Origin of the sequence: Bifidobacterium sp. MSTE12 (assembly GCF_000513015.1) — a bacterium.
GTDB classification, from domain to species: domain Bacteria; phylum Actinomycetota; class Actinomycetes; order Actinomycetales; family Bifidobacteriaceae; genus Bifidobacterium; species Bifidobacterium dentium.
Genome location: NZ_AZYA01000037.1, coordinates 182,954 through 196,222, shown reverse-complemented (window position 1 = coordinate 196,222; position 13,269 = coordinate 182,954). Strand labels below are relative to the sequence as shown.

Genomic DNA, 13,269 nt, shown 5'->3' with positions numbered 1-13,269 from the left:
AATCGTGCTCTGCAATCCTAATAGAATTAACCTCGGATATATGTTCGCAGTCGGGAAAAGAAAAAACACGACTTGCCGAAAACGGCGTTCTCGGCAAGTCGTGCTTTCGTCAGGATGTGGGTGAGCGCGGTGCATTCACCCACTATGTAAGAGGAAAGACGTCAGGCGACCGTGAAGACGGTGCGCTTGAGATCCTCGCGACGGCTGGAATGGCCGACGAGTAGCTCGAATTCACCCGGCTCGACGATACGATTGGCATCGGGGTCGACGATGGTGCAGTCGGCGACCGGAATGTCGAATGCGACCGTCTTGCTTTCTCCCGGCTCGAGCTCGACGCGCTTGAACGACTTAAGCTCGCGATCGGTCCAGCTGTAAGAGGTGACGATGTCGCCGATGTACGCCTGCACCACTTCGATACCCTTGCGTTCGCCGGTATTGGTGAGCGTGATTTCGGCATGCACGGTGTCGGATTCGGTGAAGGCGCCGGAGTCCGGAACGTTGGTGATGGCCGGTTCGCCGTACTCGAACGTGGTATAGCCCAAGCCTTCGCCGAATGCGAATGCCGGATCCTGCGTGAGATCGGCGTAGCGGTTGCCGTGCTGGCCGCGAATCTGGTTGTAGTAGACCGGCAGCTGGCCTGCGTGGCGTGGGAAGGTGATCGGCAGGCGTCCGCTCGGTTCGGTGATGCCGAGAATGATTTCGGCGATGGCCTGGCCGCCCTTCATGCCCGGGCTTGGCGCCCACAGCAGTGCGGAAGTACCTTCGGCGGCGGATTCGTCGACGATCACGCCATTGGTGCCGATCACACAGGCCGGCAACACCATCGGCTTGGAGCTCATGAGCACCACGACCAATGGCTTGCCGGTTTCGCGAGCTACGTTGGACAGCGCCTCGAGCAGTGCGTTCTGCCCGCCGAGCAGTTCCAGCGTGCCGGTGGAGCAGCCTTCTCCGATGAGCTGGACCACATCGCCGACCACGGCGACAACCAAATCGGACTGTCGTGCATTCTCGATGGCTTCGTCGATCATGGCCTGGTCCACTGCGGCGGAGACGCCGATTTTCGGTCGCGGCTGACCATCCGGATAGAACTCGCCTTCCGGATCGGGTACAAGATCCACGATATTCGCACCGCGGGAGTAGACCACGTTGCATCCTGCCGGTGCGAGCTGCTTGAACGCATCGAGCACGGTGGTGATCATGTGGCGCGGATGGCCGTCCGGCATCCAATTGACCTGTCCGGAATTGCCGGCCCAATCACCCAGCTGGGTCTGTGCGTCGTCGGCGAGCGGGCCGACCACGGCGATGCGTTTCGCATCGCCTGCGGCGAACGGCAGGGATCCGTTGTTCTTAAGCAGCGCCACGGATTCGCGAGTCAACTCGAGGTTGAGCCGCTGATGCTCGTCGGAGCCGATGACCGCGTCGATACGTTCCTGATCCGGCAGGCGCGGATCCTCGAACAGGCCCAGACGGAACTTGAGTGCGAGAATGCGGGAGACGGCGGCATCGATCAGTGATTCGTCGAGCAAGCCGGTGCGTACCGCCTCGAGCGCACCTTCATAGAACTGCGGGGTGGTCATGACCAGATCGTTGCCGGCCTTGACCGCGTCGGCGGCCGCATGCACGTAATCCGGCTTGACTTTCTGCTCCCAGACGGAACGGCCGACGTTGTCCCAGTCGGTGATCAGCGTGCCCTGATAGTTCCAAGCGCCGCGGAGTTTGTCGGACAGCAGCCACTTGTTGAAGGTGACCGGCACGCCTTCGATGGATTCGTAGCCGAGCATGAACGTGCCGCAGCCTTCCCTGGCTACGCGTTCGAACGGCGGCAGGAACCAGGATTCCAACTTACGATGGCTCAGGTCCGCTTCGGAGGCGTCGCGGCCGCCCTGGGTTTCGGAATAACCTGCAAAATGCTTGGCGCAGGCCAAGATCGCATCCTTGGCGAGCGGTTCGCCGGCCTTGGCTCCGCCCTGATACCCTTTGACGATGCTGGAGGCCATCTCGCCGATCAGATACGGATCCTCGCCGAAGGTTTCTCCCACGCGGCCCCAACGGGTGTCGCGGCCGATGCACAGCACGGGGGAGAAGGTCCAGTGCACGCCCGTGGTGGATACTTCCTCGGCGGTGGCGCGGCCTGCGGCCTGTACCTTTTCGGAATCCCAGCTGACGGCCATGCCGAGCTGCTCCGGGAAGATGGTGGCGCCCGGCCAGAAGGAGTAGCCGTGGATGCAGTCGTCACCGATGACCAGCGGAATGCCGAGGCGGGTCTTGGTGTTCACGGTTTCGACCGCGCGGGGCAGGTCGGCGGGAGAGGTGTGCAGGATGGAGCCGACGTGCTTGTTGACGATCAGATCGTCCAGATCGCCGCTGCGGGCGTCAAGCTGCATCATCTGACCGACCTTCTCTTCGAGGGTCATGCGGCCGAGCAGGTCCGCGATGCGTTCTTCGGCGGGAAGTTCGGGGTTCTTGTATGGCAGTTCGGTGGTATTGCCGGTCATGGGATTGCTCACTTTCCTCATTGAAGCGATGTCCTTTAATTACCAATTGGTAGTTTAGCAGTTGAGGGATGGTTTTGCAAATGAAGTAGTGGATGGCTTTCGAACGGACGGACCTGTTGGCATGGCAAAGCCCGTCCCCTCCGAAAGCGGAGAGAGCGGAGGCTCTCGGAGGGAACGGGCTTTGCCGGTTATGCGGCTTGTGCGGGCCGCTTGCGGTCGGTGAACCTACTTCACTTTTTTGATGAACAGGATCACCACTGCACCGACCATCACGGCGGCGATGGCGATGGGGAATACCAGGAAGTAACCGCCGGTGGCGACCACGATGGAGGAGACGACGATCGGTGCGATGACCTGGCCGAGGGTGTTGGCGAGGTTCAGGATGCCGAGATCCTTGCCGGCTTCGTCCGGATTCGGCAGCACGTCGACGTTCAGTGCCTGATCCACGGCCATGTAGATGCCGTATCCAAGGCCCATGAGCGCCGCATAGGCGAACATGGAGAACTGAGACTTCAGGACCCACGGCACGGCGATGCCGATGGCGATGATGGCGGAGGAGACGAACACCGGCAGCTTGCGCTTGCCGATCCTGTCGGAGATTGGACCGGAAACCAGGGATACGACAAGCGAGACGATCATGGTGATCACTGCCATGGTAGACACGGTCGCCGCGGCGGCCTTGGCATCCTGTCCGATGTACTTCATGCACACGTACAGTTGGTAGCCGACGATCATGTTGTAGCCGAAGATGAGCATCAGCCGTCCGATGAGCGCCAGGTAGAAGTCGCGTGCGCCCTTGGTCGGTGGGCGGAACTGCATGGCGACCTGCTTGATGTCGAACTTTTCGGTTGTGTCGGTGGCTGCGGACAGTTCACGCGGAAGCAGCAGCACGGTGCCGATGCCGCACAGGCACCAGCAGATGGTGCCGATCATGAAGCCGGTCTTCGGCGCGTCGATGAATGCGGATCCGATGATGGTGCCCATGGACTGGCCGACGATCTGTCCGGCGCCGTAGAAGGCGGACATGGAACCACGGTATTTCTGGGGAACGCGATCGGACAGAATCGCCACACACGGTGCGATCATGCAGTTCAGGCCAATCTGCAGCAACGACCAGGAGGCGACGATGGTCGGCAGTGTGAGGGAGATGGAGGTCAGGTAGAAACCGAGGCCGGCGATCGGGCCTCCGACGATGATCCATGGCGTACGCTTGCCGAAGCGGCTATGCGAGGCGTCGGACAGCGCGCCGAAGATGACGTTGGAAATCAGGGCGAAGATGATGCCGATGGAGTTCATCGTGCCGAGAATCGTCTCGCCCTGACCGATGCCCAGCGTATTGAAGCGGGCCGGTAGCAGTACGGTGGATCCGATGGTGCCGGACATCATGAAGACGATGCAGAAGAAGATGAAGCCTGCGCCGAAACGGCCGAGGTTGAGTTTGCTTACCGGCTTGCCGGTGTCGGGAGCGAGCTCCTCGGCGGCGATGATCTGCGATTCCATGTGTATACACCTTCCTTGGTGCCTATTGCAGTTGGTTATGGGATGACTTCGTTGTTCCGGTTACTGGTTACTACCAGATAACTTATAAGTTAGCTACCGATAACTTTGATGTCAAATCATTGATGTGATTGCGGTGTGTCTTACTGATTTTCCGCGATTTTCACATACGACTGCGGCATAATTATTAATTGGTAACTTAAGTGATTGTCTGATGTGTCAGGAGGCTCGATATGGCGGTTGACAAGGTGGGTGCCGACGATCTTGATGTGCTCGACAAATCGGCCATCACCGCGCTGATGGCGGAACCGAAGCCGAAGAAGAAAGCGGTGTCGAAAAGGATGAGCGCCGAAGAGCGCCTCAACCAGATCATCGACGTAGCCGTGCGGTTGATCGGTCAAAAGGGCTACCACGGATTGTCGTTGCAGGACATCGCTTCGGAAATCGGCGTGACGCAGACGGCCGTGATCCATCGCGTGAAAAGCAAGCACAATCTGCTGGTGCTGGTGGTGGAACGTTACTATGACATGTCGGGGGCGGAGACTGAATATCTGGGCCATTTCCGCGCCGGCGGCGACAGGGCGGGTGAGCGTCCGCATATCCCGTCCGCGTTGCGCGCGGTGGTCGAACAGAATGTGCGGCAACCTGAAATGGTGCGGCTGTTCCAAATGCTCAACACCGAGGCCATGTCGGCCGAACATCCGGCACATCGATATTTCGTGGAGCGCACCAAAGGCATGTGGGATAATTTCGCGCAATTTGACTGGGCGGTTCCCGAAGGGGTGGACGGCATGCTGGCATATCAGTTGGCCAATGCCGCCATGTATGGGCTTGAAGGCCGTTGGCTGGCCGATCCCGAGGGCGTGGACTATCTGGGGGAGTGGAAAAGATATGAGGCGTATCTGTTCCCGTCGCCGCAGTGGGATGGGTATCGGTGACGTCCGCGGAAGATTCGTGGGCGAGCGTCGATGATTCGTGTTTTGCCTGGCGTGTCAAGGAAGCCGAATGCCGGTCGGGGTCGGGGTGGCTGTGGGCGTGTCGTGGGTTGACAAGTAAGTTATCAACCAGTAAGTTACTAGTTAGTAATCAATAACAATCGGATTGTTGTTCCGGTATCCGGTTGCTGTTGATTGCTACCAGTCAACACGTTCGAACGCGTCGCACGTCGTCGTGCGGCACCGACCAACCAAAGGGCGGCAATCATGGCGGAATACAAGACCCAGGTCGAGCAGTACCGACTGTTCGAAATCAATCTCACCGGAACCACGGAAGGCAACCCATATCAGGATGTGACGCTTTCCGCCGACTTCACCAATGCCGAGACCGGCCAGATCGTTGTCGTCGGCGGCTTCTATCGCGGCAACGGCAACTACTCCGTGCGCTTCATGGCAGCGTCGGCGGGGCGGTGGGCATTCACGACCCGGAGCACCGATCCGGCGCTCGACGGTCAAACCGGCGTCTTCACCGTGACTCCGGCGACGCAGGACAACCACGGTCGTGTGCTTACCGCAACCGAAGCGCTTTCCGGCAAGGCCCGCGAAGCCTATGGCAGCGAACTCAAATACCGTTTCACCTATGAGGATGGCACTCCGTACCAGCCTTACGGCACCACCTGCTACGCATGGGTGAGCCAGCCGACCGACGTGCAGGACCGCACCGTCGCCACGCTCGCCAAGGCGCCATTCAACAAGATTCGCATGTGCGTATTCCCGAAGTTCTACGACTTCAACACCGCCGACCCATGGGCCTACGCCTATCCGGGCACCCGTGAAACCGGTTTCGACCACACCTGTTTCGACGAGGAATTCTTCGCGAACCTCGATTGCCGCATCGCCCAGCTTGACGAGCTCGGTATCGAGGCGGACATCATCCTGTTGCACCCGTATGACAAGCCGGACTGGGGCTTTTCCAAGATGACCAAAGTCGAAGACGAGATGTACCTCGCCTATATGGCCCGTCGCTACGGTGCCTACAAGAACGTGTGGTGGTCGCTGGCCAACGAATACGACCTCATGCCTCAGAAGTCGCTCGAGGACTGGCGTGAGTACGCACGTGTGGTTATGGCCAACGATGCGTTCGGCCACCTGCGCTCCATCCACAACTGCATTCCGATCTACGACTACAACGAACCGTGGTGCACCCACTGCTCCATCCAGCGTGTGGACGTGACCCGTACCACCGAATGCATCGCCGACTGGCGTAAGGCCTACGGCAAGCCGGTCGTATGCGACGAACCGGGCTACGAAGGCAACATCTATTGGGGCTGGGGCAACCTGACCGGCGAAGAACTCATGCGTCGCTTCTGGGAAGGTGCCATGCGCGGCGGCTACGTGACCCACGGTGAGACGCTCATCGACGAAGGCGAGCAGATCTGGTGGGCGCATGGCGGCGAACTGCACGGCGACGCCCCGGCGCGCATCGCGTTCATGCGTTCGATCTTCGACGACGTTCCGCTCGACGCGACGCCGTTGGATGGCGATCTCGACGCCGATCGGGCATGGCCGATTGCCAATCCGATCAACGGATCCGTAAACGTGGCACCTGCGGTCGAGAAGGCCGCACAGTACTGGGACGTTCCCGTGCTGCGCGGTGGTGACGATTACCAGCTGATCTATTTCGGCTGGTTCCGTCCGAAGTATCGTGAAATCCCGTTGCCGGCCGGATCCGCCTACGTGGTCGACGTGATCGACACGTGGAACATGACCGTCGAAACGCTGCCGGACGCCTACGAAAACTCCGTGCGCGTCGATCTTGGCCGTCAATACATGGCCGTGCGCATTCGCAAGGCCTGACATCATGCTTTGCCGCCTCCCTCATCAGAGGGAGGGGCCTGCCTGTTATCTCACAAAAGCGACATGAGGGAAGAACTATGTCTGCAACCATCAAACCCCAGGGCAAACTGACGTTCCTGACGAAATTCGCCTTCGGTATGGGCGATTTCTGGACGTCCATCGGCAACATCGCCATGGCCACCTATCTGACCATGTTCTATACGGATGTGGTCAGGCTCTCGCCGTCCATGGTCGCCTCCATGCTGCTCGTCGTGCGTCTGGTGGTGGCCTTCTGGGATCTGACCGTCGGCATTCTGGTCGACCAGACCAAGTCCCGTTGGGGCAAGGCCCGCCCGTGGATGCTGTTCGGCGGCATCGCCTACGGCATTGCGTTCCTGTTCCTCTTCCTCGACCCGTTCGGCAACTCTCCGGCCGGCGTGATCTATGCGTGGGCCGTGTATGCGATCGTCAACGTGGCCTATTCGACCGTGAACGTTTCGTATGCCTCGCTCACCTCGCTGCTGACCGCCGATTCCGGTGAAAAGACGCAGCTCAACATCTTCCGCATGACCATCGCCAATGTGGGTGCCATGCTCGTCTACGTGCTCGCCATGCCGATTGTGAACGCGTTCGGGGGAACGTCGATCGGCTGGGGCGTCTTCTTCGGCGTGATCGCCGTCATGATTCCGTTCGGCTACTGGTTCACCTTCGCGAATACGTGTGAAGTCGCTTCCTTCGAATCTGACGGCGGCACGGATGGCAACGATGGCAAGGTCTGCGTGGGCGGACATTTCAAAGCGCTGGTGCGCAACAAGTACTGGTGGCTCACGCTTGGCCTGAATTTCGCGCTGTGGACCTATAACGGCATCGCCAACGGCATGGCCGCCTATATCGCCAAGTATGTGCTTGGCAATTCCAATCTGACCGCCGTAATCGGTTTGGCCACCGTCATCCCGATGGTCATCGGCCTGCCGTTCGCCGGCCCTCTTGTGGCCAGGTTTGGCAAACGCAACTCCTCGATGGCGGGACTTGTGCTCGTCGCCGCCGGCAGTCTGCTGGTGTTCATCGATCCGAGCGATCTGTGGGTGTTCTTCGTCTCCATCGTCGTGCGCATGATCGGCATCATCCCGATGAACGCCGCGCTCAATGCCATGAGCGGTGACGTGGTGGAGTACGGCGAATGGCAAAGCGGCGTGCGCTCCGACGGCATCGTGTTCAGCTCGTCCAGCTTCTCCATGAAGGTGGCCATGGGCGTCTCCTCGGCCGCCATTGCATGGGTCCTCGGCGCCAGCGGCTATGACGGTTCGCGAGCCACGCAGTCCGCCGTCACCGTGTCCGCCATGGTCAACACCTTCGTATGGGTGCCGGTCGCCATGGTCGTGGTCATGGCCGTATTGCTTTTCTTCTACGATCTTGACGGGCGCATCGGCCGGATCGGCAGGGAGCTTGCCGCTCGTCGTGCGTAGCGGAAAAGGCTATTGAGGTTTTTGTGGAATACAGGCGTGCATCCAATGGGTGCACGCCTGTTTCGTTAATGGAATTATGGTTTTCCGAAACATGATTTGGCGGCTGATACGGAAAGTCCGCCGGTTGTCTAGGGCATTCATATACTTACTCTTGGTAATGACTATTGGTAACGATATGCGGAGGCGTCATGACGGAATCGCGAAGTGGCCGACGGCAACTGTCTTTGGATGACGTGCGTGATCTGATCGACGCATGCTGGACGGCGAAACGTATCACCGAAGCGTTGCCGGAACTACCGAGAAGCATGAAACCGCGGCATGTGCACGTCATCGACGCCATCTGGAATCTCAATCATCAGGCCGAATCCCCGACTCCGGTCGCACGGGTCAGCGGCGTCAGCGCTTTTCTGGGAGTGACCGCACCGAGCATTACGAAACTGGTCAACGAGCTGGTCGGCAAAGGTCTTGTGGTCAAGCACGCATCCGAAACCGACGGTCGTGCGGTGACGTTGAGCCTGACGGAAGCCGCCGAGGAAATCCGTGAACTGTACGTGCATCAGTTCCACGAACACCTGTGCGGCGTATTGTCCGGCATCGATCCGCAAGACGCCGCCACCACGGTCGCCACGCTGCAGGCCATGCATCGGCTGATGGGCGCAGATCGGGGAGGGGAGTGGACCACGCAGGTGGCCGATGCCTGGCCGGCGCACGTCGAAACGCTGATGGCGGGTGACGAGTCCCGATCGCATACGGCGACGAAGCAATAGACCAGATGGACAACCGAATCGTGCGACACACGATGCGGTCGCGCATGTTGAAGAGAGAGGAATCGCCAATCATGACGGAACGCGAAAAACAGCAGGGGCAACCGATGGAAACAATGCGGGAGGAATCGCAGCCCGGCAAATATATGAATGAGGGACGGCTCACCGTCGTGGTGGTGGCGCTCGCCATCCTGACGTTTCTTGGCATCCTGTCCGAAACATCACTGAACATCGCCTATTCGACACTGATGGAGGAATTCGCCATTTCCGCTGACGTGGTGCAATGGCTTACCACCGGCTATCTGTTGCTGCTTTCGGTGGCGATTCCGACCTCACCGTTCATGGTGCGACGTTTTTCGACGAAGGCACTGTTCGTCACCGCCATCGTACTGTTCTCGGCGGGTACTCTGGTCGGAGCTCTTGCGCTGAATTTCCCGATGCTGCTCGCGGCGCGACTCATCATGGCGCTCGGAACGGGCGTTTCACTACCGCTGCTGACCAACATCATTCTGGAAAAGGCGCCGTTGTACAGGCGAGGCATGATGCTCGGCCTGGTCAGCCTCGTGACCTGCGCGGCCCCGGCCATCGGCCCGGTGTTCGGAGGCTTGGTCATGGAATTCCTTGACTGGCATTGGATTTTCTACGCCATGATTCCGTTCCTTGTGATCGCTTTCCTGCTCGGTACCGCAACCATCCCCGACATCCGTCATGGTGAGAAGGGGTATCTGTCGGCGCCGTCGTTGCTGCTGATCGCGCTCGGTCTGGCCGGGGTCATCGTCGCGGCCAGCTTCTTCGCGCAATGGAATGGCGATTGGCGATTCTGGACCGTACTCGTCGGTGCCGTCGTGGTGTTGGCGGTGTTCGCCTTCGTGCAGCTGAGGATGGAACATCCGCTGATCGAAGTGCGTATGTTCACGTACCCTGGCTTTACGCTTGGCATGGTGATTCTGCTCATGTCGTCCGGTGGCGTGCTCGGCGTCAACTTCCTGTTGCCGATTCTGCTGCAGCGAGGTCTTGGACATACCAGCATGATCGCCGCCCTGATTCTACTGCCGGGAGCCGTGGTCGGCGCGGTTTCCGCTCCGCTGATCGGCAGTGCGCTGAAAGCGCATTTCCCGCCGAAATTCATCTCCTGCGGTTTCGTGGGCGTGGCGGTCATGGACGTTGCGATGATGCTTGGCGGTGCGCATGAATGGGCGGTGGCGATAGCCTACGCGCTGTTCATGGCGGCTTCCGGGTTCGTGCTCGTACCTGATCAGACCCATGCGCTGAACCAGTTGCCGGCTTCGATGAACGCCGATGGATCCGCCGTGATGAACACCGTGCAGCAGCTCGCCGGTGCCATCGGTACGGCGGTGGCTTCCACGCTCATCGCCGAATGTGCAGGCGCGAACGCCGCTTCCGGAATGAGTCAGTCGGCGTCCTACGTGGCGGGATTCTCCACCAGCATGTGGGTGTTCCTTGGCATGGCCGTAGTCGGTGAGATTCTCGCCCTGCTCATGTTTCGCTTCTCGAAGCGCGTGGGTTGATCGCGTCTCCGGTCCGTTCAAGGAATCGTGATCCGTTGGGTCATGATTGACGGAGTGCGATGTTGCCGATTGCTGAACATGTGTGGATGATGCGGGCTGTGTCATTTGATAACCGGTACAATATGCGTGAAGCGTCGTGTTGTGGCAATTATTGTACGAGACAAAGGAGCCCCTATGAAAGTTGCAAGCGGCAATGTGCTGTGGAAGCAGCGTAAGCGTAATTGGTGCCGTACTCCGTTCACCTTCACCGTATATACGCTCACCGATAAGGAGATGAGCATCAAAACGGGCATATTGAATGAGAAATTCAATCTGATCAAACTGTTTCGTATCGTCGACATCAGTGTCGAGCGTTCGTTCCTGCAACGTCTGTTCGGCATGAGTACGCTGGTTCTTGACACGCGCGACCAGTCGTCCGGCAATGGTGTCGTGGTGTTGAAGAACATCGTGCATGGCTTCGAAGTTCGGCAGGCGCTACAGGAAGCCGTGGATGCCTCCCGCAAGGAAAACGGCATGTCCGCTCGTGAATTCATTGGTGGTCCTAGTGGCCCCGGCCCGGAAGTTCCGGGTTTCGACGATGGTTTTGACGGTCCTGACATGGACGGCTACGCCGACGGACAGTAGCTGGGCGCGCACGGTGTTGCGTGTTCGTGCCGCGTGAATTGGTGGCATTACTACTGGTAGAGCTGTTCAACGGATACCAGCCGTATTGACGGATCGTCCTGTGCCAGTCTCTCCAGTTCGGTGCTGAAACCGTTGAGCGCGAACAGCAGATAGTGCTTTTCCGCGCGGCAAATCGTAATTTGTTAAATCGTAATTTGAATAATTACGATTGTAGGGCGTAGAGCGGCGTGCAGCGATGGCGGGTGAAGCGGATGCGTACCGATCCGTCGGGCGTGCGGCTGCCCCAAATCTCCGTCATGGTCACGTGCGGCCAATCCCGCGGGTTGAGTTTCAACGCCATCGCAGTGCCGTCGTTGAAGCATTCCACGAGGGATTCACGCTCGATCACCTGGCTTTCTGCAGGGCCTCCGGGCGGGTTGATGACGGTCGTATTACCGGGAAAATCGTAATCGCATATCAATCGTGAACGATCGCCGGAATGGAATACGTCAAGCATGTGCTGCGAGGGGGCGAACTGATGAAAGGCGAACGCCTGTCGCCGTTCCAAATCCATAAGTATGCCCCGGCGTAAAAGATGCGGTGCCGACGCTTCGCGAATGGCCTTGCGCAGGTCCGTCATCGTGCGCAGATACTGCTTCATGTTGCACGGAGCGTCGAACGGCCAATCGGTTGAGACCAGCCACGTTGGGAGCAGATCGGAACGGACCACACCATCAGCGGGGGAGTGCGCCTTGCGGACCAGTTCGCCGGCGTAATCGTTGATCGTGGTCTGCAAATATCGCAACTGCCTCATGCGTTCGTCAACTTGCGATTGTGCGGCTGCCAGTACGCTCCGCCAATCCAATGACCCATCTTCGAAACGGTATTGTTCCAACGATTCCAGCGGGATGCCGGAAGAGATGAAGATGCGCATCACATCCACGTCAAGCATCTGGTCGGGTGTGTAATAGCGGTATCCGGTCATCGGGTCGACGGCTGCAGGCTTCAAAATGCCATGCGCGTCATAGTAACGCAGCGCTTTGGTGGTGATGCCATCCAATTTGGCCACCTCGCCAATCGTCAGCAGTTCGTCCTCCGCGTCCACGTCGTCCTCCTTGACCTTACCCTCGGGGCAAAGTCTACCATCGGTGCTGATTATTCCGACAAAGATGCGGAATCTGGGAAAAATTTAAAGGAGAAGCTCCCGTGAATGAAAAGATGATCGAAAATCCGGCTTCAAGACAGTATGACTGGCTGGGATTGGCAGGCGACGTATGCGTGGTGACGGGTGCCATTGGCGGCATGGGCACCGCGATCTGCGGTGAACTCGCCAAAGCCGGCGCCCGACTGGCATTGGTGGATGTGAGCGAAGAGGCTACCCGCACGTTTGCCGTCGAAGTCGCACAGACCTACGGCGCAGAGGCGAAAGGGTACGGTTGCGACATCTCCGATGCCGCCGATGTCGAGATCCTGCGTAACAAGATCGTCGCGGACTTCGGCACCGTCGATGTGCTCGTCAACGCCGTCGGCATCCTGCGGTTCGCTCCGCTCGAGGATCTGCCTTTGCAGGATTGGAAGGATGTAATCAACGTCAACCTGACCGGTGCATTCATCCTTTCACAGGCATTCGGCAAGGTGATGCTGCAGCACAAGTCCGGTCGGATCGTGCACATCTCCACGGTCGCCTCGCACTCTCCGGAAACGTTCTCCGGCGCATATTCCTGCGCGAAAGCCGGTCTTGGCATGCTCTCCAAGATGATCGCGGCCGAATGGGGGCCGTTCGGTATTCGGTCCAACTGTGTATGCCCATGTTTTGTGAAAACCCCGATGTCGGCCTCATTCTACGCCGATCCGCAGGTCACCAAGGATCGCGAACGGCTGATTGCATCCCGTCGCATCGGTGAAGTGCAGGACATCGCCAACGCGGTGGCATGGATGGCGTCGCCACGATCGGATTTCGTCAACGGAGACGAAGTGAACGTGGACGGTGGCTTCCACCTGATGATGGGGGATCTGACGCCGAAGCCGGGCGGTCGTCGCCAGTTCGCGGTCAACTCGCTCAAGCAGCGCGGACTGCTGTAAGCGGTACTCGAAAATCTCGGTATAACGCGAAGCCGCGCAAAGGGGCGTGGCTTCGCACGGAC

At 59.1% G+C, this 13,269-nt stretch carries 10 protein-coding genes; 7 read left to right on the top strand and 3 right to left on the bottom strand.

Annotated elements, in window-relative coordinates:
* Window positions 1-161: 161 nt before the first annotated feature.
* Together HMPREF1494_RS09545 and HMPREF1494_RS09540 are read right to left on the bottom strand one after the other, a co-directional pair.
* Window positions 162-2,516 (bottom strand): glycoside hydrolase family 3 N-terminal domain-containing protein, encoded by a 2,355-nt coding sequence (locus tag HMPREF1494_RS09545; RefSeq protein WP_034522408.1) that lies wholly within the window; start codon window positions 2,514-2,516, stop codon window positions 162-164.
* Between the two features lie 204 nt (window positions 2,517-2,720).
* Entirely contained in the window at window positions 2,721-3,995 is a 1,275-nt protein-coding gene (locus HMPREF1494_RS09540; protein WP_034522405.1) for an MFS transporter, read from the bottom strand.
* 230 nt (window positions 3,996-4,225) lie between these two features.
* Between HMPREF1494_RS09540 and HMPREF1494_RS09535 the strand changes: the two genes are divergently transcribed.
* The 6 genes from HMPREF1494_RS09535 (at window position 4,226) to HMPREF1494_RS09510 (ending at window position 11,146) form a co-directional block, all read left to right on the top strand.
* A complete protein-coding gene (locus HMPREF1494_RS09535) occupies window positions 4,226-4,930 on the top strand; it encodes a TetR/AcrR family transcriptional regulator (RefSeq protein WP_034522402.1) in 705 nt (234 codons plus the stop codon).
* A 264-nt stretch (window positions 4,931-5,194) separates the two neighbouring features.
* Entirely contained in the window at window positions 5,195-6,784 is a 1,590-nt protein-coding gene (locus HMPREF1494_RS09530) for a DUF5605 domain-containing protein (protein ID WP_034522400.1), read from the top strand.
* 77 nt (window positions 6,785-6,861) lie between these two features.
* Window positions 6,862-8,229, top strand: a complete 1,368-nt coding sequence (locus tag HMPREF1494_RS09525; RefSeq protein WP_003839216.1) for an MFS transporter — start codon at window positions 6,862-6,864, stop codon at window positions 8,227-8,229.
* Window positions 8,230-8,417: 188 nt separating this feature from the next.
* Window positions 8,418-8,996 (top strand): MarR family winged helix-turn-helix transcriptional regulator, encoded by a 579-nt coding sequence (locus tag HMPREF1494_RS09520; protein ID WP_034522397.1) that lies wholly within the window; start codon window positions 8,418-8,420, stop codon window positions 8,994-8,996.
* 71 nt (window positions 8,997-9,067) lie between these two features.
* Window positions 9,068-10,522: a DHA2 family efflux MFS transporter permease subunit gene (locus HMPREF1494_RS09515; protein WP_231495400.1), complete on the top strand. Its 1,455-nt coding sequence runs from the start codon at window positions 9,068-9,070 to the stop codon at window positions 10,520-10,522.
* Window positions 10,523-10,696: 174 nt separating this feature from the next.
* Window positions 10,697-11,146 (top strand): PH domain-containing protein, encoded by a 450-nt coding sequence (locus HMPREF1494_RS09510; RefSeq protein WP_003839222.1) that lies wholly within the window; start codon window positions 10,697-10,699, stop codon window positions 11,144-11,146.
* Window positions 11,147-11,348: 202 nt separating this feature from the next.
* On the opposite strand, the gene HMPREF1494_RS09505 is transcribed toward HMPREF1494_RS09510, so the two are convergent.
* A complete protein-coding gene (locus HMPREF1494_RS09505; RefSeq protein WP_003839224.1) occupies window positions 11,349-12,230 on the bottom strand; it encodes a MerR family transcriptional regulator in 882 nt (293 codons plus the stop codon).
* Window positions 12,231-12,331: 101 nt separating this feature from the next.
* Here HMPREF1494_RS09505 and HMPREF1494_RS09500 point away from each other — a divergent pair, with 101 nt between their 5' ends.
* Complete coding sequence (locus tag HMPREF1494_RS09500) at window positions 12,332-13,207, top strand: SDR family NAD(P)-dependent oxidoreductase (RefSeq protein WP_034522393.1); 876 nt, start codon at window positions 12,332-12,334, stop codon at window positions 13,205-13,207.
* The last annotated feature ends 62 nt before the right edge of the window (window positions 13,208-13,269 follow it).

Coding starts and splice junctions, on each gene's coding strand:
- HMPREF1494_RS09530 (WP_034522400.1), top strand. CDS start 5,195: ATGGCGGAATACAAGACCCAGGTCGAGCAGTACCGACTGTTCGAAATC.
- HMPREF1494_RS09520 (WP_034522397.1), top strand. CDS start 8,418: ATGACGGAATCGCGAAGTGGCCGACGGCAACTGTCTTTGGATGACGTG.
- HMPREF1494_RS09540 (WP_034522405.1), bottom strand. CDS start 3,995: ATGGAATCGCAGATCATCGCCGCCGAGGAGCTCGCTCCCGACACCGGC.
- HMPREF1494_RS09525 (WP_003839216.1), top strand. CDS start 6,862: ATGTCTGCAACCATCAAACCCCAGGGCAAACTGACGTTCCTGACGAAA.
- HMPREF1494_RS09535 (WP_034522402.1), top strand. CDS start 4,226: ATGGCGGTTGACAAGGTGGGTGCCGACGATCTTGATGTGCTCGACAAA.
- HMPREF1494_RS09515 (WP_231495400.1), top strand. CDS start 9,068: ATGACGGAACGCGAAAAACAGCAGGGGCAACCGATGGAAACAATGCGG.
- HMPREF1494_RS09510 (WP_003839222.1), top strand. CDS start 10,697: ATGAAAGTTGCAAGCGGCAATGTGCTGTGGAAGCAGCGTAAGCGTAAT.
- HMPREF1494_RS09545 (WP_034522408.1), bottom strand. CDS start 2,516: ATGAGGAAAGTGAGCAATCCCATGACCGGCAATACCACCGAACTGCCA.